The 15,637-nt window shown below is 71.7% G+C and carries 21 protein-coding genes; 7 read left to right on the plus strand and 14 right to left on the minus strand.

The features are described 5' to 3' along the window. Positions 1 to 87: 87 nt before the first annotated feature. Positions 88 to 852, minus strand: a complete 765-nt coding sequence (locus PVK37_RS27575; RefSeq protein WP_275030743.1) for an enoyl-CoA hydratase/isomerase family protein — start codon at positions 850 to 852, stop codon at positions 88 to 90. Positions 853 to 898: 46 nt separating this feature from the next. Next, complete coding sequence (locus tag PVK37_RS27580) at positions 899 to 1,126, minus strand: helix-turn-helix domain-containing protein (RefSeq protein WP_007072022.1); 228 nt, start codon at positions 1,124 to 1,126, stop codon at positions 899 to 901. Between the two features lie 236 nt (positions 1,127 to 1,362). Here PVK37_RS27580 and PVK37_RS27585 point away from each other — a divergent pair, with 236 nt between their 5' ends. Both PVK37_RS27585 and PVK37_RS27590 read left to right on the plus strand, forming a co-directional pair. Beyond that, positions 1,363 to 1,962 (plus strand): cadmium resistance transporter, encoded by a 600-nt coding sequence (locus PVK37_RS27585; RefSeq protein WP_275030744.1) that lies wholly within the window; start codon positions 1,363 to 1,365, stop codon positions 1,960 to 1,962. A 13-nt stretch (positions 1,963 to 1,975) separates the two neighbouring features. Further along, complete coding sequence (locus PVK37_RS27590; protein WP_275030745.1) at positions 1,976 to 2,527, plus strand: GNAT family N-acetyltransferase; 552 nt, start codon at positions 1,976 to 1,978, stop codon at positions 2,525 to 2,527. A gap of 133 nt (positions 2,528 to 2,660) precedes the next feature. Here the strand turns inward: PVK37_RS27590 and PVK37_RS27595 are convergent, their stop codons facing one another. Continuing rightward, positions 2,661 to 4,265, minus strand: coding sequence for an ABC-F family ATP-binding cassette domain-containing protein (locus PVK37_RS27595; RefSeq protein WP_275030746.1), 1,605 nt, complete (start codon positions 4,263 to 4,265; stop codon positions 2,661 to 2,663). 217 nt (positions 4,266 to 4,482) lie between these two features. Between PVK37_RS27595 and ypfJ the strand changes: the two genes are divergently transcribed. Continuing rightward, a complete protein-coding gene (gene ypfJ / locus PVK37_RS27600) occupies positions 4,483 to 5,400 on the plus strand; it encodes a KPN_02809 family neutral zinc metallopeptidase (protein ID WP_275030747.1) in 918 nt (305 codons plus the stop codon). A gap of 85 nt (positions 5,401 to 5,485) precedes the next feature. On the opposite strand, the gene PVK37_RS27605 is transcribed toward ypfJ, so the two are convergent. Together PVK37_RS27605 and PVK37_RS27610 are read right to left on the minus strand one after the other, a co-directional pair. Next, entirely contained in the window at positions 5,486 to 5,959 is a 474-nt protein-coding gene (locus tag PVK37_RS27605; protein WP_275030748.1) for a hypothetical protein, read from the minus strand. Between the two features lie 94 nt (positions 5,960 to 6,053). After that, positions 6,054 to 6,293 carry a winged helix-turn-helix domain-containing protein gene (locus PVK37_RS27610; protein ID WP_275030749.1) on the minus strand — a complete coding sequence of 80 codons (240 nt, stop codon included), beginning with the start codon at positions 6,291 to 6,293 and terminating at the stop codon, positions 6,054 to 6,056. Between the two features lie 301 nt (positions 6,294 to 6,594). Between PVK37_RS27610 and PVK37_RS27615 the strand changes: the two genes are divergently transcribed. Together PVK37_RS27615 and PVK37_RS27620 are read left to right on the plus strand one after the other, a co-directional pair. Next, the gene (locus PVK37_RS27615; RefSeq protein WP_275030750.1) at positions 6,595 to 6,870 is read left to right on the plus strand and encodes a DivIVA domain-containing protein; all 276 of its coding nucleotides are present in this window, start codon (positions 6,595 to 6,597) and stop codon (positions 6,868 to 6,870) included. Between the two features lie 3 nt (positions 6,871 to 6,873). Then, the gene (locus PVK37_RS27620) at positions 6,874 to 7,137 is read left to right on the plus strand and encodes a hypothetical protein (RefSeq protein WP_275030751.1); all 264 of its coding nucleotides are present in this window, start codon (positions 6,874 to 6,876) and stop codon (positions 7,135 to 7,137) included. 138 nt (positions 7,138 to 7,275) lie between these two features. Here PVK37_RS27620 and PVK37_RS27625 read toward each other — a convergent pair whose 3' ends face one another. From PVK37_RS27625 to PVK37_RS27635, 3 genes are all read right to left on the minus strand, one after another. Continuing rightward, complete coding sequence (locus tag PVK37_RS27625) at positions 7,276 to 8,214, minus strand: DUF559 domain-containing protein (protein ID WP_275030752.1); 939 nt, start codon at positions 8,212 to 8,214, stop codon at positions 7,276 to 7,278. Between the two features lie 170 nt (positions 8,215 to 8,384). Beyond that, positions 8,385 to 9,041 (minus strand): acVLRF1 family peptidyl-tRNA hydrolase, encoded by a 657-nt coding sequence (locus tag PVK37_RS27630; RefSeq protein WP_275030753.1) that lies wholly within the window; start codon positions 9,039 to 9,041, stop codon positions 8,385 to 8,387. 125 nt (positions 9,042 to 9,166) lie between these two features. Next, positions 9,167 to 9,784, minus strand: coding sequence for a LysE family transporter (locus tag PVK37_RS27635; protein WP_275030754.1), 618 nt, complete (start codon positions 9,782 to 9,784; stop codon positions 9,167 to 9,169). 212 nt (positions 9,785 to 9,996) lie between these two features. On the opposite strand from PVK37_RS27635, the gene PVK37_RS27640 reads away from it, so the two are divergent. Continuing rightward, positions 9,997 to 10,620: a superoxide dismutase gene (locus PVK37_RS27640; protein WP_275030755.1), complete on the plus strand. Its 624-nt coding sequence runs from the start codon at positions 9,997 to 9,999 to the stop codon at positions 10,618 to 10,620. A gap of 13 nt (positions 10,621 to 10,633) precedes the next feature. Further along, positions 10,634 to 10,906 carry a superoxide dismutase gene (locus tag PVK37_RS27645; protein WP_275030756.1) on the plus strand — a complete coding sequence of 91 codons (273 nt, stop codon included), beginning with the start codon at positions 10,634 to 10,636 and terminating at the stop codon, positions 10,904 to 10,906. 82 nt (positions 10,907 to 10,988) lie between these two features. On the opposite strand, the gene PVK37_RS27650 is transcribed toward PVK37_RS27645, so the two are convergent. Genes PVK37_RS27650 through sufD form a run of 6 tightly spaced genes read right to left on the minus strand, consistent with a single transcriptional unit; the run spans position 10,989 to position 15,595 of the window. After that, on the minus strand, positions 10,989 to 11,507 hold the full coding sequence (locus PVK37_RS27650; RefSeq protein ID WP_275030757.1) for a metal-sulfur cluster assembly factor: 519 nt from the start codon (positions 11,505 to 11,507) through the stop codon (positions 10,989 to 10,991). After that, positions 11,504 to 11,977 (minus strand): Fe-S cluster assembly sulfur transfer protein SufU, encoded by a 474-nt coding sequence (gene sufU / locus PVK37_RS27655; protein WP_275030758.1) that lies wholly within the window; start codon positions 11,975 to 11,977, stop codon positions 11,504 to 11,506. Before sufU ends, PVK37_RS27650 begins: the two co-directional genes overlap by 4 nt. A gap of 42 nt (positions 11,978 to 12,019) precedes the next feature. Then, the gene (locus tag PVK37_RS27660; protein WP_275030759.1) at positions 12,020 to 13,324 is read right to left on the minus strand and encodes a cysteine desulfurase; all 1,305 of its coding nucleotides are present in this window, start codon (positions 13,322 to 13,324) and stop codon (positions 12,020 to 12,022) included. Positions 13,325 to 13,329: 5 nt separating this feature from the next. Further along, positions 13,330 to 14,103 (minus strand): Fe-S cluster assembly ATPase SufC, encoded by a 774-nt coding sequence (sufC, locus tag PVK37_RS27665; RefSeq protein WP_275030760.1) that lies wholly within the window; start codon positions 14,101 to 14,103, stop codon positions 13,330 to 13,332. Next, positions 14,103 to 14,447: a non-heme iron oxygenase ferredoxin subunit gene (locus tag PVK37_RS27670; RefSeq protein ID WP_275035246.1), complete on the minus strand. Its 345-nt coding sequence runs from the start codon at positions 14,445 to 14,447 to the stop codon at positions 14,103 to 14,105. Before PVK37_RS27670 ends, sufC begins: the two co-directional genes overlap by 1 nt. Beyond that, a complete protein-coding gene (gene sufD, locus PVK37_RS27675; protein WP_275030761.1) occupies positions 14,447 to 15,595 on the minus strand; it encodes a Fe-S cluster assembly protein SufD in 1,149 nt (382 codons plus the stop codon). The genes PVK37_RS27670 and sufD overlap by 1 nt, the downstream gene beginning before the upstream one ends. Between the last annotated feature and the right edge of the window lie 42 nt (positions 15,596 to 15,637).

Genomic DNA, 15,637 nt, shown 5'->3' on the forward strand with positions numbered 1-15,637 from the left:
CCGGGTCGTACGGATGCTGTCGGGTCTGATTCTCCCGACGACTACGACAACCTCGGCGGTAATCCGGATCTTCCCGATCGGTCCTTACTATTCTCCGGTACCGGCGAGATCCCGCAACCGTCGGACCTGCGCCTCGCGCTCGGCCCGTTGCTGCTGTTCCGGGGTACGGCGGGCCGCCCCGGCCAGCAGCGCCTTGATCTCCACCACCGCGTCGCGGGAGTTGGCGAGCAGCGCGGCGGTCAGGTCCCGGACCGCCCCGTCCAGCTCGGCGGTCGGCACGACCAGCGTGGCGAGCCCCAGCCGGTCGGCCTCGGCGGCGTCCATCCGTCGGCCGGTGGCGCAGATCTCCAGCGCGCGGGCGTAGCCGACCAGGTCGACCAGCCGGCCGGTGCCGGCCAGGTCGGGCACCAGCCCGAGGGTGACCTCGGCCATCGACAGCCGGGCGTCCTCGGCGAGTACCCGCAGGTCACAGGCGAGGGCGAGCTGGAAGCCCGCGCCGATGGCGTGCCCCTGCACGGCCGCGACCGAGATGATGTCCGGCCGGTGCAGCCAGGTGAACGCCGCCTGGAACGCGGCGATCCGGTCGGCGCACTCCTGCTCGGGCAGGGTGGCCAACTCGGCGAAGGAGCCCGGTCCGGACGCGTTGGCCACCGAGAGGTCCAGCCCGGCGGAGAACGCCCGGCCCTCGCCGCGCACGACGACGACCCGGACCTCGCCGGGGAGATTCCGGGAGAAGTCGCTCAGGGCACGCCACATGTCCGGTGTCTGGGCGTTGAGCACGTCGGGACGGCTCAACGTCACCGTGGCCACCGGACCGGAGTGGTCCAGCCGTACCCCGGGCCCGGTCGTCACCGGGCGGTCCGGGGCGCGGCGGGGATGAACGACGTCGGCGGGCGGATCACGCCTTCTTGCGGCGCCGGGCACCGCCGCGCTGCCGCAGCTGAACCCCGGACTCGGTGAGCACCCGGTGGATGAACCCGTAGGATCGGCCGGTCGAGGCCGCGAGGGCGCGGATACTCTCGCCCCCGGTGTACCGCTTTACCAGGTCCTTGGCGAGTGTCTGACGCTCGGCTCCGACGATCCGGCGACCCTTCTCAGTGCTGGTGGCTGTGCCAGTGGCTGCCATGCTGATTCCTCACGTCGCAGACTGTGCGGTTCGGATAACGGTCCAACCTATTAGACCGCCTCGAACGATCATGCGCCAGATATCAACTCTTCGCCAATCGACACGCTATGCAGTGTCAGCTTCCCGATAGAGTGATGACAGCGGGGTGACAGGCCACGCCAACCAGCGCAAACGCCACGATCTTTCACCCACCGGCGGTACACCGCAGGTGACTCAAAGCGGAATAGCCTGCCCGGGTGACAGAACTGTTCGGTACAGCGGTGGGTGCGGCCGTGGTGTTCGCCGCGACCGACGTCGACGACATCGTGGTACTCACCGTGCTCTTCGTGACCGCCCGCACCACCGCCCGGCCACGCTCGTGGCAGATCGTCGCCGGCCAGTACGCCGGCATCGGGGTGCTGGTGGCGGCCAGCGCGGTCGCCGCCGCCGGTCTGCTGGTGGTCCCGGAACCGTGGCCCGGCCTGCTCGGCCTGCTGCCCATCGCGCTCGGCGTACGGGCGCTGCTACGCCGCGACGACGACGAGGCCCCGGCGGTGGTCAGCGGCGCATGGGGCGTGGCCGGCGTGACCATCGCCAACGGGGCCGACAACGTCGCCGTCTACGTGCCGGTGTTCCGGACCCTCGACGCCGCCGACGCGGCGGTGTTCCTGCTGGTCTTCGTGGTCGCCATCGGGCTGTGGTGCGCGGCCGGGGCGTGGCTCGGCGGGCACCCCCGGGTGATCCGGGTGGTGGAGCGGGTCGGCCACTGGCTGGTACCGGTGATCTTCGTGGCCATCGGGGTGGTGATCCTGGCCGGCTCGGGGGTGGTGGGGCACCTGTTCGACGTGGTCGGCTGAGAGAGTGTCTCCCGTGTTCGCCGTATCGCTCACCGAGGACGCCCAGCTCCGCCCGCTCGAACCGTGGCAGGCGGAGGAGTTCCTGGCCCACATCGACCGGGCCCGGGAGTACGTCGACCCGTGGATCCCCTGGGCCACCCGCAGCACCGACCCCGACTCCGCCCGTGCGGTGCTGCAACGCTACGCCGACGGGCAGGCCGCCGACAGCATGCGGATCTACGGCATCTGGCTCGACGGTGTCCTGGTCGGCGGGACGATGTTCGTCTCCTTCCACACCGACACCGGCAACTGCGAAATCGGCTGCTGGCTGGAACCGGCCGCCGAGGGACGCGGGCTGATCACCCGGGCCGCCCGCCTGATGATCGACTGGGCGTTCCGGGAACGGGGCATGCACCGGGTGCAGTGGGTCAACGCCGCGCACAACGTGCGGAGCGCCAACGTGGCCCGCCGGCTCGGTATGAGCCTCGACGGGGTCATGCGGTCGGCGTTCCCGTACCGGGGGCAGCGGCACGACAACCAGGTCTGGTCGGTCCTGGCCGACGAATGGCCCCCGAAGCCGGCCTGACCGGCGGGCGGCTCTCCGGGGCCGCACGGTAGGCGGCCGGACGAGGCCCCGGCGTCCTGCCCGCCGGGCCGGCGGCGGCCTGCTCGACCGGCCCCCGACGGCCGGCCCGACCAGGGCCCGGCCGCGGTGGAGGTCAGGCCAGTTCGACCAGTTCGAGCAGGTCGTCGCTCCAGGCGTCCTCGTCACCGTCGGGCAGCAGGATCGCCCGGTCCGGCTTGAGCGCGCTCACCGCGCCCGGGTCGTGGGTGACCAGCACGATCGCGCCCGGGTAGCGGGCGATCGCGTCGAGCACCTGCTCCCGGCTGACCGGGTCGAGGTTGTTCGTCGGCTCGTCCAGCAGCAGCACGTTCGCGCCGGAGCAGACCAGGGTGGCCAGGGCCAGCCGGGTCTTCTCCCCACCGGAGAGCACCCCGGCCGGCTTGTCGACGTCCTCGCCGGAGAACAGGAACGCGCCGAGGATCTTCCGCAGGTCGGTGTCGGTCTGCTCGATCGCGGCGGCCCGCATGTTCTCCAGGACCGTCCGCCCCACGTCCAGCGTCTCGTGCTCCTGCGCGTAGTAGCCGAGCCGCAGCCCGTGCCCCGGGTTGACGGTGCCGGTGTCCGGCTTCAGCAGACCGCCGAGCATCCGCAGCAGGGTGGTCTTGCCGGCACCGTTGAGCCCCAGGATCGCCACCCGGGAGCCCCGGTCCACCGCCACGTTCACGTCGGTGAAGATCTCCAACGAGCCGTACGACTTGGACAGGCCGGTGGCGGTCAGCGGGGTCCGGCCGCACGAAGCCGGGGTGGGGAAACGGACCTTCGCCACCTTGTCGGCGACCCGGACCTCCTCCAGCCCGGACATCAGCTTCTCGGCCCGGCGGGCCATGTTCTGCGCGGCGACGGTCTTGGTGGCCTTGGCCCGCATCTTGTCGGCCTGGGCCATCAGCGCGCCGGCCTTCTTCTCGGCGTTGGCACGCTCCCGGCGGCGTCGCCGCTCGTCGGTCTCCCGGGCCTCCAGGTACGCCTTCCAGCCCAGGTTGTAGACGTCGACCACGCTGCGGGTGGCATCCAGGAACCACACCTTGTTCACCACCGCGTCGAGCAGCGAGGCGTCGTGACTGATCACGATCAGGCCGCCCTTGTGGTTGGCGAGGAAGCTGCGCAGCCAGGTGATCGAGTCGGCGTCCAGGTGGTTGGTGGGCTCGTCGAGCAGCAGGATGCCGCCGCCGTTCTCGCCGGCGTCGCGGAACAGGATCCGGGCCAGCTCGATACGGCGGCGCTGACCGCCGGAGAGGGTGCCGATGGTCTGGGCGAGGGCCCGGTCCGGCAGCCCCAGGTTGGCGCAGATCCGGGCGGCCTCCGCCTCGGCCGCGTACCCGCCGAGCGAGGCGAACTGGTCCTCCAGCGCGCCGTACCGGCGGACCAGGCGCTCGTCGGTGTCGTCGGCGAGCCGGGCCTCCAGCTCCTTCATCTGGGCCATCAGCACGTCCAGGCCCCGGGCGGAGAGCACCCGGTCCCGGCCGGTGACCTCCAGGTCCCCGGTGCGGGGGTCCTGCGGGAGGTAGCCGATCGCGCTGCGCCGGTCGATCTGGCCGGCGTACGGCTGCCCCTCCCCGGCGAGCACCTTCAGCGTGGTGGTCTTGCCCGCGCCGTTGCGGCCGACCAGGCCGATCCGGTCGCCGGGCTGCACCCGCAGGGTGGTGTCGGACAGCAGGATCCGGGCTCCGGCGCGCAGTTCCAGGCCGGTGGCAGTGATCATCTTGGCGGACTCGCTCTCAGGGGCGGAAGGGCTGACTCAGGGCACGCGAGAGCGCCGGCGGGATCGAGACAACCCGTCGGCGCGGGGCGGTTCAGCCTTCGCAGCGCAGCACGGGTCGATTGTACCGGGCGGCAGGATGGGGACCGGTCCGGATTACCACACAAGATCATCGGGTACCGGGGCCGGTGGAGCTGACCGACAGGCGATCGGGGTCATCATGGAGCTGAACGAGAACGCGCGGATCGACACCAGCCAGGTGGACGACCGGCGGGGATCCGGTGGCGGCGGCGGGACGGGCATCCCGATCCCGATCGGGGGCGGTGGCCGGGGCGGGCTGATCAGCCTGGTCATCGCGGTACTGGTCGCCCTGGTCGGGGGCGGTTTCGGGCTCAACGCGGCGATCGACGGCGGCGGTTCGGAACAGGGCGACAACACCTCGCTGGAGCAGAAGTGCTCCGCCGACGACGCCCTCCAGCAGCTCGACTGCCGCAACACGCTCTACGTCAACTCGATCCAGGCGTACTGGCAGACCGCGCTGCCCGAGCGGTTCGGTGAGCGGTACGCCCCGGCCGACACGGTCTTCTTCAGCCGGGCGGTCTCCACCGGCTGCGGCAACGCCGACTCCGGGGTCGGCCCGTTCTACTGCCCCGCCGACCGGCAGGTGTACATCGACCTCACCTTCTACCAGGTGCTCGCCGACCAGCTCGGCGCGTCCGGCGAGTTCGCCCAGCCGTACGTACTGGCCCACGAGTACGGCCACCACGTGCAGACCCTGCTCGGCACCGAGGCGCAGATGCGCCGCCAGCAGCAGCGTGACCCGGGCAACGCCAACGCTCTCTCGGTCAAGCTGGAGTTGCAGGCCGACTGCTACGCCGGCGCGTGGGCCAAGAACGCCACCGGCACCGCCGACGCCGGCGGGCAGAAGATCTTCACCAGCATCACCGAGCAGGACATCAGCCAGGCCATCGACGCCGCCGAGAAGATCGGCGACGACGCGATCTCCGAGCGGGCCAACCGGCCGGTCAACCCGGACGAGTTCACCCACGGGTCGTCCGCGCAGCGCCGCGAGTGGTTCAGCCGGGGGTACGAGACCGGCGACCCCAAGCAGTGCGACACCTTCACCGGCGGCGCGTGACGCCTGGTCGCCGCGGCTCGGTCCTGGCTGGATGCGGTGGAATCGCCCCGGCGTGTCGTGTAGCGGAAGCAGCCAGATCAGCCGATCACGGCGGGGGCGGCGGGACGTCGCTGACCGTACTGATGCACAGGCCGGCCGGGACCTTGCTCGTCCCGGTGCCGGTCGAGGTACCGAGCATGCCGGAGTACTTCAGGTACCAGGTCGTGTTCGAGTACCGGACCCTGAGGTTGAGCGTGGTGTGCGCCGGGATCGTCATGCTGATCTGCTCGGCGATCGACACCGACTGCTCGTTGGCGTAGCCGATCTCCGCCTCGATCGCGCCGACCCCGCCGCTGATCGAGGCGCTGATCGCCACCTTGGAGGTCGTGGTCGTCGTCCGGCTGTAGCTCACCGGGCCGCTGGTGTTGTTCACGTACGAGGACACGATCACCGTGCCGCACGTGCCGGTCGACGGGGAGTGGGTGAGGGTCCAACTCCCGTCGGCGGCGTACGCGGGCGTCGCGCCGACCAGGAGTGCACCGCAGGTGGTTGCCAAGGTGAGGATCGATCTGCGCAGCATCGCGGACGCCTTCCTGGAGAACGCCAGCACGGGTCGACAGCCAACTGATCGATGGCCGTGATGGTATCAACGGCAGGCGGCCACCACTACCGCCTCACGGCTCACGCATCCAGAGCGCCGGATCGTTGACGAACACCCCTTTGCCCTGATGACGCCAGATCACCCGGAGGGCTTCCAGTCGGACGTAGACCTGCTTGACGGTCGACGCGCTGACCTTGTGCTTGGCGGCGAGCTGGGTGATCGATGGCAGCTTCTCGCCCGGCTTGAGCGTCTTGGCTCGAATCTCGGCGACGATCTCGTCGGCGATACGGATGTAGTCGGCGGTGATCGGCATGACTCCCCCTGCGTGGCACGCCAATTCGATCACGCATCGGCACACACCGACAACTCTGCGTTTAACTAAGGTGACTGGGACAGCTAAGTTCAGTCGTGCCTCTCCCCTTGCGTGGCAACGAGGTAGGAGAGGTTTCCCCTGGTCGGGTTGGGTTACGCGTGCCTGCCTCGACCTCTGGGCCGCTCTGTTCCCGTACCGCTGAACGAGCTGCGGGGGCAGGGCCGGGCGGGTCGCCGCGTGCCGGCGTGCGGCGACCCGCCCCTCCCCCGTGAGCACTCCGACCTGCCCGGAAAGGACCGACGTGGCCCAGGTGTACCGCTCCGGCCAGCCCTACGGCACCGGCCTGCCGCACCGGACGACCCCGCACGAGGTACGCACCCGCGAGTTCAGCCCGCGTCGGCGCGGCGTCGACCGCGACGAGGTACGCGGATTCCTGGCCGACCTGGCCGACGACCTGGCCGACCTGTACCGGCAGCTCAGCCTGCTCGACCAGGAGAACGGGCGGCTGAAACGGGCACTGCGCGACTGGCAGACCATGCACGCCCGGGAATGCCGGCCGAACCGGGGGCACTGGTGAGCGGTGCGACTCCGGGCCGGTGACCTGCTGCGGGTCGACGGCTGCGCGTCGGTGCAGTTCGGCGGCGGCCGGGCGTTGACGGTACGGGTGGCGACGGTCCACCTCGACCGGCCCACCTTCGACGGCTGGATCTGGCTGACCGGGTACGTGCTCGACGACGGTGGCCTGGCCACCGCCAAGCGGGAGCTGTTCGTCCAGCTCACCGGCCTGCACCGGCTGGCCGGCATGGCTGCTCCGGTCCGCTCCTGCGCGAGCGGCGGTCCATAGTGGAGGACGGCGTCGCCGCGCCGGCCGCCCTGCTGCACCTCTCGCCCGCGCAGGAGGCCCTGCTGTCTCTCTTCACCCCTTCGAGCGGGTGAGGGGCGGCCCGCTGATGGGTCCGCGTACGGTTGCACACGGCACCGGTCAGGTTGCCCGGCTGGCGAGGATGGCCAAGGTCTCCCGGCGTACCCGGTCCGCCTCGTGGACGAGGCGGCGGTGGGCGAAACGGACCACCAGGATGCCCTGGGTGGCCAGCAGTGCGTCCCGGCGCAGGTCGATCTCCCGCTGTCGCGGGTCGCCGTGGGTGGTGGCACCATCGAGTTCGATGTTGACGCGTTCCCGCTCGGCGAGCATGTCCAGGTACAGGGTGCGCCGGCCGACCTGGACGCGGACCTGCCGCCGGAAGGGTGGCATTCCCGGGCCGGTGAAGACGTGTTCGTGCCCCCAGATCTCCAGCGGGCTGCGGCAGCCCTCGGTGAGCCGGGTCAGCAGGGTACGCAGCGCCCGCCGCTCGGCCAGTCTCGGGGTACGGCCCAGGGTGTGACGCAGCCGCTCGGGGGTGGTGTACCGGTCGTTGACGGCACGGATCACCGGTGCGTGTCGCTCGGCGGGCGGCAGCAGGGGCCACGAGTCGATCACGGTCTGGTCGAGACTGGTCACCGGCAGCCCGTTGCGTCGTACCACCTGCGGCGGTCCGAGGACGAAGCCGGTCCGCCGGTGCACGCGTACGCCGGGGCGGGTGCGGACGGTGGAGCCCGGCGCTGCGCTCAGGTGCAGGTCGTCGCCGGTCGGCTGCGGGCGTAGGCCCCACCGGTGCAGGGCGCTGAGGTGGCTGAGCACGGCCTGTCCGTCGGCCCAGGCGCAGACCGCCAGGTGTCCGACGGCCGGTGGTAGTCGACCGATGGGCGGGTGCCGGTGCGACGTCGACAGGTGGGCTGCGGCGAACACCCCGGGCAGTACACGCACCAGATCCCCGGTGGCGCACGCGTGCTGGAGGGTCCACGGCGGTACCACCTGTAACGCCACCGACCGGCTGACCACGCCGCCACTGTGCTCCACCAGGTTCCGCAGTGCCTCGTTCACGTCGTCGACGGTGCCGACCGGGCCCCGCGCCGGGCAACCGGCGACCACCCGGATATGTGGACAACCACCGGACTGTGGACAACCACCGCCCCAGCCTCGGCTTGTGCTAAGGCAGAGCGACTTCTGACGGATGCGGTGGAAGAACGTCGGCGTGTCGTGTAGCTGGGCTGTCAGGAAAGGGGGCCGCCGTCCGTGATCCGGATGTGGACGGCGCGGGCGGCGGTGGCGGCGGTGAGCAGCACGGCGTAGCGGGGTTCGGGGACGTCGAGGAGGCGCTCGGCGCGCAGGGCGGCGAGCGGGGCGAGCCGACGGTCGGCCAGGACGGTGTCCACGGCGCGCCGGTCGCCGCCGCAGACCACGGCGCTGAGGGTGGCCGCCTCAGGCAGCAGCAGGCGTACCGCCAGGTCGACGGCGTCGGCGAGGGCGGCCTTGGCCTGGTTGTCGCGGCGGCGGGCGAAACGTTGCTGGGACCAGCCGCCGGCGGCGGTACGGCCCTGCACGTACCGGGTGTCGACCTTGTGGACGGGGAGATCGGTGCCCTCGGCGACGCCGACGGCCACCGCGCCCTTGCGGGCCAGCAGCAGGCCGATCCGGCGGGGCGTCCCGGCAGCCGTGGCGAAGGCGGGAAGATCAGCGCTGGGCGGCACGCCGGGCGGGGTGTGGAGTTCGGCGGCGGCGCCGTCGGGGGCGGTGAGCAGGAGACCGTACGGCTCGGTGCTGGCCGTCGGGGGGCCGTGCCGGTCGGCGAAGTTCGTCACCCAGCGGGTGACGCGGGCCGGGTCGACCTCGACCCAGCGGCCTCCTCCGGCGGCGGGTCGGCTGGTCATGCCCTGACGGTACGGCGTCGTCACCGGACGGGTGACGGCGGGCGGACACCGGGGCGGTCCCCGCCCGGCCGGCGTCCTCCCGGCCGGGCGGCATCCTCCCGGCCGGTCAGCGTCCTCCCGGGCGGTCAGTGCCCGAGCAGGGTGACCACGGCGAGTCCGGCGATCAGCACGCTGGACACCAGGGCGGTGACCAGGCGGCCCCGGGGGCCGGTCAGCAGCCGGCCGACCAGGCTTCCGCTCGCGGCCACCAGGAGTTGCCAGCTCGCCGAGGCGAGGAACGCGCCCAGCACGAACAGCACGGCCGCCGCCGGGTCGGTGGCGTCGGGCCGGCCGAGGACCAGGGCCGTGAAGTAGACCACCGTGGCCGGGTTGAGCACGGTCAACGCCAGCAGCCCGAGGAAGGCGCGCGGCGGCGTGTCCAGACCGCGCCGGACCGGCACCGCCGTGGGGGTACGCGGCCGTAGCGCCCGCCAGGTGGTGTGCCCGGCGAGGGCGAGCAGCACCGCTGCCGCGACCAGTCGCAGCGGGCCGGCCACCGGCGCGACCAGGCCGGCCACGGCGGCTCCGCCCAGCGCGGCGACGGCGGCGTACAGCCCGTCGGCGGCGGCCACCCCGAGCGCGGCGGCGGCCCCCACCCGGAACGAGGTACGCGCGGTCAGTCCGAGGATCAGTACCGCGATCGCGCCCACCGGTACGGCGACCCCGTAGCCGGCGACCACGCCGGCCAGGAACGCGCTCAGCACGGCGGGTGCAGAGCCGGGCCGGACCACGGCGACGTGCGCTGTCGGCCGGTGGCGGTGGCCACGGCGACAGGAACGCTGCTCGGGTACGACTCGTGCATGCGGTCATCCTCGGTGGCCGGGGCGGCTACCGCGACCCGTTTTCGATCCGCCACCGCCGTCTTGCAGGCCGTAGGCAGTTGCAAAAGAGTGGCAACAAGGGCAGGCTTTCGGGCATGGCGATCTACACGCTTCCCGACCTGCCCTACGACTACGGTGCCCTGGAGCCGGCCATGTCCGGGGAGATCCTGGAGCTGCACCACGGCAAGCACCACGCGGCGTACGTCAAGGGCGGCAACGACACCCTCGACCAGCTCGCCGAGGCCCGCGACCGGGGCGACCACTCGGCGCTGGTGGGGCTGGAGAAGACCCTCGCGTTCAACCTGTCCGGGCACGTCCTGCACTCGATCTTCTGGCGCAACCTCTCCCCCGACGGCGGCGACCGGCCCGACGGCGACCTGGCCGACGCCATCACCGAGCACTTCGGCTCCTTCGAGGCGTTCGCCGGGCAGCTCTCCGCCGCCACCAAGGGCGTGCAGGGTTCCGGCTGGGGCGTGCTGGCCTGGGAACCGCTGTCCGGGCGGCTGATCGTCGAGCAGGTCTACGACCACCACGGCAACGTGGGGCAGGGCTGCACCCCGCTGCTGGTCTTCGACGCCTGGGAGCACGCGTACTACCTGCAGTACCGCAATGTCCGCCCGGACTACGTCGACCGGCTGTGGGACCTGGTGAACTGGGCCGACGTCACCCGACGGTTCGACGCGGCCCGGACCGCCGGCGACCCGCTCGCCCTGCGGTGACGGCGGTACGGTCATGACCGGTCCGGAGCCCCTGTTCGCCGCCGCGCAGCAGGCCGCCGGGGTCGTCGCGGCCCGGCACCGCGGCGACTACGCCGGAGCCGAGGAACTGCTCGCCGGGTTCCCCGACGAGGCGGCCCGGACCCGGGGGTTCTGCCTGCTCGCCGAGCTGTCGTTGAGTCTGGTCCGCGCGCAGACCGGGCAGAGCATGGACGAACTGGTCCAGGAGTTGACCCTGCTGATGGCCTCGGCGGCGGCAACCGGCCCGCCACCCGGGCCAGGTCGGTGACAACCGCCCGTCCACCGCGCGCCGCGAACGCGTCGAGGGTGCCGCCCCGGACAGGGGACGGCACCCTCGACGGTGCATCAGGTCAGACGTTGAAGCCGAGCGAGCGGAGCTGGTCGCGTCCCTCGTCGGTGATCTTGTCGGGGCCCCACGGCGGCAGCCACACCCAGTTGATCCGGATGTCGCCGACCAGGCCGCCACCCGGGCCGGTGGTCAGCGCCTGCCGGGCCTGGTCCTCGATGACGTCGGTCAGCGGGCAGGCCGCCGAGGTCAACGTCATGTCCAGGGTGGCGACGTTGTCGTCACCGACGTGCACGCCGTACAGCAGACCGAGATCGACCACGTTGATGCCCAGCTCCGGGTCGACGACGTCCTTCATCGCCTCCTCGATGTCGGCGACGGCGGCCTTACCGCCGGCCGGCGTCGCGGACGTGCCGTCCGCCGGCGTCGCGGACGGCGTGGTGGCCGTGGCGTCGACCGGCGCGGACGGCACCGTGGCCGTGCCGTTGGACGACGTGGCCGGCACCGTGGCCGTGCCGTCGACCGGCGTCGCCGTGTCCTCGACCGACGGCGTCGCGGCCGTCGCGGTGTCCTCAGAACTCATGCCTTCACCTCCGGGCTCGCGCCCACCCCGGCGCGTGCCGCGGCGTCCTTGAACGCCATCCACGGCAGCAGCGCGCACTTGACCCGGGCGGGGAAGCGGGCGACACCCGCGAACGCGACCCCGTCACCGAGCACGTCCTCGTCCGGCGTGACCTCGCCACGGCCGGACATCAGCTCGACGAACGCCTCGTGCACGGCGAACGCATCCCCCGCGTCCCGCCCGCGCAGCAGTTCGTGCAGCACACTCGCCGACGCCTGGCTGATCGAACAGCCCACCCCGTCGTACGAGATGTCGTGCAGCACCGTGCCGTCGGTGGCGACCCGCACGGTCACCTCGTCCCCGCAGGTCGGGTTGACGTGGTGCGCCTCGGCGACCCGGTCGGCCGCCTCCTGCGGGTCACGCAGCCCCCGACCGTGCGGGTGCTTGTAGTGGTCCAGGATGATCTCCTGGTAGAGAGATTCAAGCTGCATCAGGCTGAACTCCCGTCGATCCGCGGGCTCCTGCGTCGCCGCTCACTCGAACACCTTCCGCACCTGCTCCAGGCCCGCCACCAGGGCGTCGATCTCCTCGGTGGTGGTGTAGAGGTAGAACGAGGCCCGGGTCATCGCCGGCACGCCGAACCGGGTGCACACCGGCTTGGCGCAGTGGTGGCCCACCCGCACCTGCACCCCGAGCGAATCGAGCACCTGCCCGACGTCGTGCGGGTGCACATCACCCAGGGCGAACGAAATGGTGCCGCCCCGGCCCACCGGCGTCGCCGGGCCGAAGATTCGCAGGCCGGGCACGGTGGCGAGGGCGTCCAGCGCGTACGCGGTGAGTTCCTTCTCGTGCCACTGGATCGCCCGCATGCCGATGCCGGTCAGATAGTCCACGGCCGCGCCGAGCGCCACCGCCTCGGCGATCGGCGGGGTGCCCGCCTCGAACCGGGCCGGCGGCGCGGCGAACGTGGACCGGGCCATGCTCACCGTCTCGATCATCGAGCCGCCGCCGAGCACCGGCGGCATCGCAGCCAGCAGCTCCGACCGGCCCCACAGCACCCCGACACCGGTCGGGCCGCACATCTTGTGGCCGGTGAAGACGATGAAGTCGACGTCGTAGTCGACCACGTCCATCGGCAGGTGCGGCACCGACTGCGAGCAGTCCAGCAGCAGCAGCGCCCCCACCTCGCGGACCCGCTGGGTGATCCGGGAGGTGGCGTTGACCGTGCCGAGGATGTTCGACATGTGCACCAGCGAGACCAGCTTCGTCCGCTCGGTGACCAGGTCGTCCAGCCCCGACTCGTCGAGCCGGCCGTGCTCGGTGACCGGGAACCAGCGCAGGGTCGCGCCGGTCCGCTCGCAGAGCAACTGCCACGGGACGATGTTCGAGTGGTGCTCCATCTCGGAGATGACGATCTCGTCGCCGGGGCCGAGCCGGAACCGGGGGTCGGCGTCGGCGCGCAGCGAGGCGTTGGAGAACGCGTACGCCACCAGGTTGATCGCCTCGGTGGAGTTCTTGGTGAAGACGACCTCGTCCACGCTGGGCGCGTTGACGAACGCGGCGATCTTCGCCCGCGCGCCCTCGTACGCCTCGGTGGCCTCGGTGCCCAGCGTGTGCACCGACCGGGACACGTTGGCGTTGTGCCGCTCGTAGTGCCCGCGCAGCACGTCCAGCACCTGACGCGGCTTGTGCGAGGTGTTGGCGCTGTCCAGGTAGACGAGCGGGTGCCCGTTGACCTCCCGGTCGAGGATCGGGAAGTCCGCGCGTACCGCCGCCACGTCGAACCGGGGCACGTCGTCGTACTGCGGCATGCCCGCCGGGATCGTCAGGGAGGTCATCGCGGTCAGGCCCGGGCCGCGCCGGCCCCGGCGACGTACCGCTCGTAGCCCTCGTCCTCGAGCTTGTCGGCCAGCTCGGGGCCGCCCTGCTCGACGATGCGCCCGGCCACGAAGACGTGCACGAAGTCCGGCTTGATGTAGCGCAGGATGCGCGTGTAGTGGGTGATCAGCAGCAGGCCGGTGTCGCCGGTGTCGCGGACCCGGTTCACGCCCTCGCTGACCACGCGCAGCGCGTCCACGTCGAGACCGGAGTCGGTCTCGTCGAGGATCGCGATCTTCGGCTTGAGCAGCTCCAGCTGCACGATCTCGTGCCGCTTCTTCTCGCCGCCGGAGAAGCCCTCGTTGACGTTGCGCTGCGCGAACGCCGGGTCCATCTGGAGCTTCTGCATGGCGCCGCGCAGCTCGCCGGCCCAGGTGCGCAGCTTCGGCGCCTCGCCGTCGATGGCGGTCTTGGCGGTACGCAGGAAGTTCGCCACCGACACGCCGGGCACCTCGACCGGGTACTGCATGGCCAGGAAGAGGCCGGCGCGGGCCCGCTCGTCCACGGACATGGCCAGCACGTCCTCGCCGTCCAGGGTCACCGTGCCGCCGGTGATCTCGTACCGGGGGTGGCCGGCGACCGAGTACGCCAGGGTGGACTTACCGGAGCCGTTCGGGCCCATGATGGCGTGCGTCTCGCCGGAGCGCACCGTCAGGTCGACTCCGTGCAGGATCGGCTTGAGCTCACCCTCGGGCAGCTTGACCGACACCTGCAGGTCGCGGATCTCCAGGGTGCTCATTATCGGGTCACTCCATTGCTCGGCATCGGGCGGCCGTCGTCGCCCACGGGAAGGTAGATGTCGCCGTCGCGGACTTCGACGGGGTAGACGGGTACGGGTTCGGTGGCGGGCAGCCCGGTCGGCTCACCGGTACGCAGGTCGAACCGGGAACCGTGCAGCCAGCACTCCAGCGTGCAGCCGTCCAGCTCACCCTCGGAGAGGGCGATCGAGGCGTGCGAGCACTCGTCGTGGACGGCGTGGAAGGTGCCGTCCTCGGTGTGCACCAGCGCGATCTGGGTGCCGTTGACGTCCGCGCTGACCACGGAGCCCTTGGGCAGGTCCTCGGTGGAGCAGATCCGGATCATCACGCGCCCGCCTTGCTCAGCCGGGCCTCGATGGCGTCACCGAGCCGGTCCCGCAGCGACTCGACCGGGATCTTCTGCAGGATCTCGGCGAAGAAGCCCCGGACCACCAGCCGGCGGGCCTCGGGCTCCGGGATGCCCCGGGCCATCAGGTAGAACAGCTGCTCGTCGTCGAACCGGCCGGTCGCGCTGGCGTGGCCGGCACCGGCGATCTCGCCGGTCTCGATCTCCAGGTTCGGCACCGAGTCGGCCCGCGCGCCGTCGGTCAGCAGCAGGTTCCGGTTGATCTCGTACGTGTCGGTGCCGGTCGCCTCGGCCCGGATCAGCACGTCACCCACCCACACGGTACGGGCGCTGGCGCCCTGCAACGCGCCCCGGTAGCCGACGTGGCTGCGGCAGTCCGGGATGGTGTGGTCGACCAGCTGGCGGTGCTCCAGGTGCTGCCCGGAGTCGGCGAAGTAGACGCCGTACAGCTCGGCCTCGCCGCCCCGGCCGGCGTACTCGACGCTGGTGAACTGGCGGACCAGGTCGCCGCCGAGGGTGACCTGGACGTGCACGATCCGGGCGTCCCGCCCGAGCCTGATCTTGAGGTGCTGGGCCTGGACCGCGTCGTCGGCCCAGTCGGCCACGGTGACCAGGGTCAGCTTCGCGCCGTCACCGACGGACACCTCGACGTTCTCGGCCAGGGTGCCGCTGCCCACCTGGTCGACCACCAGCACCGACTCCGACAGCGCGCCGACCTCGACGAAGGTGTGCGCGAAGGAGAGCACGTCGCGGGGGCCGCCCTGCACGGTGAGGGTCACCGGCTCGGTGACCACCGCCTGCGGGGCGACCCGGACCAGCCGGCCCACCGTCGCCTCGCCGTAGGCGCGGGCGCTGACCCGGTCGAACGGGGTCAGCACGCTGCCCCGGCGGGGGTCGTCCCGGTCGAGCGCGTCCACGGTCACCCCGTCCGGCAGCGGCCCGACCTGGTGGGCGGGCCACTGCGCGGACTCGTCGGTGACGGTGCCGTCCAGCAGACCCCGCAGCCGCTTGAGCGGGGTGAAGCGCCACTCCTCCTCCAGGCCGGTCAGGGCCGGGAAGTCGGCGACATCGTACGAACGGAGCGCCTGCGACTTGGTGCTCGGCGGCGCGGAAGCCTGGGTAGTCATCTCTTCCTTGGTCGGTTTCTCGAAGACGGCGGTGGCTCGAGG

The organism is Micromonospora cathayae, from assembly GCF_028993575.1.
In the GTDB taxonomy this organism is placed as follows: Bacteria; Actinomycetota; Actinomycetes; order Mycobacteriales; family Micromonosporaceae; genus Micromonospora; species Micromonospora cathayae.

Bases quoted from the DNA above. Each gene is read 5' to 3' on its own strand.
- PVK37_RS27610 (WP_275030749.1), bottom strand. From the start codon at position 6,293: ATGCCGATCACCGCCGACTACATCCGTATCGCCGACGAGATCGTCGCC.
- PVK37_RS27595 (WP_275030746.1), bottom strand. From the start codon at position 4,265: ATGATCACTGCCACCGGCCTGGAACTGCGCGCCGGAGCCCGGATCCTG.
- sufC (WP_275030760.1), bottom strand. From the start codon at position 14,103: ATGAGCACCCTGGAGATCCGCGACCTGCAGGTGTCGGTCAAGCTGCCC.
- PVK37_RS27605 (WP_275030748.1), bottom strand. From the start codon at position 5,959: ATGCTGCGCAGATCGATCCTCACCTTGGCAACCACCTGCGGTGCACTC.
- PVK37_RS27630 (WP_275030753.1), bottom strand. From the start codon at position 9,041: ATGACCAGCCGACCCGCCGCCGGAGGAGGCCGCTGGGTCGAGGTCGAC.
- ypfJ (WP_275030747.1), top strand. From the start codon at position 4,483: ATGGAGCTGAACGAGAACGCGCGGATCGACACCAGCCAGGTGGACGAC.
- PVK37_RS27670 (WP_275035246.1), bottom strand. From the start codon at position 14,447: ATGATCCGGATCTGCTCCACCGAGGACCTGCCCAAGGGCTCCGTGGTC.
- PVK37_RS27660 (WP_275030759.1), bottom strand. From the start codon at position 13,324: ATGACCTCCCTGACGATCCCGGCGGGCATGCCGCAGTACGACGACGTG.
- sufD (WP_275030761.1), bottom strand. From the start codon at position 15,595: ATGACTACCCAGGCTTCCGCGCCGCCGAGCACCAAGTCGCAGGCGCTC.
- sufU (WP_275030758.1), bottom strand. From the start codon at position 11,977: ATGCAGCTTGAATCTCTCTACCAGGAGATCATCCTGGACCACTACAAG.
- PVK37_RS27580 (WP_007072022.1), bottom strand. From the start codon at position 1,126: ATGGCAGCCACTGGCACAGCCACCAGCACTGAGAAGGGTCGCCGGATC.
- PVK37_RS27650 (WP_275030757.1), bottom strand. From the start codon at position 11,507: ATGAGTTCTGAGGACACCGCGACGGCCGCGACGCCGTCGGTCGAGGAC.
- PVK37_RS27640 (WP_275030755.1), top strand. From the start codon at position 9,997: ATGGCGATCTACACGCTTCCCGACCTGCCCTACGACTACGGTGCCCTG.
- PVK37_RS27645 (WP_275030756.1), top strand. From the start codon at position 10,634: ATGACCGGTCCGGAGCCCCTGTTCGCCGCCGCGCAGCAGGCCGCCGGG.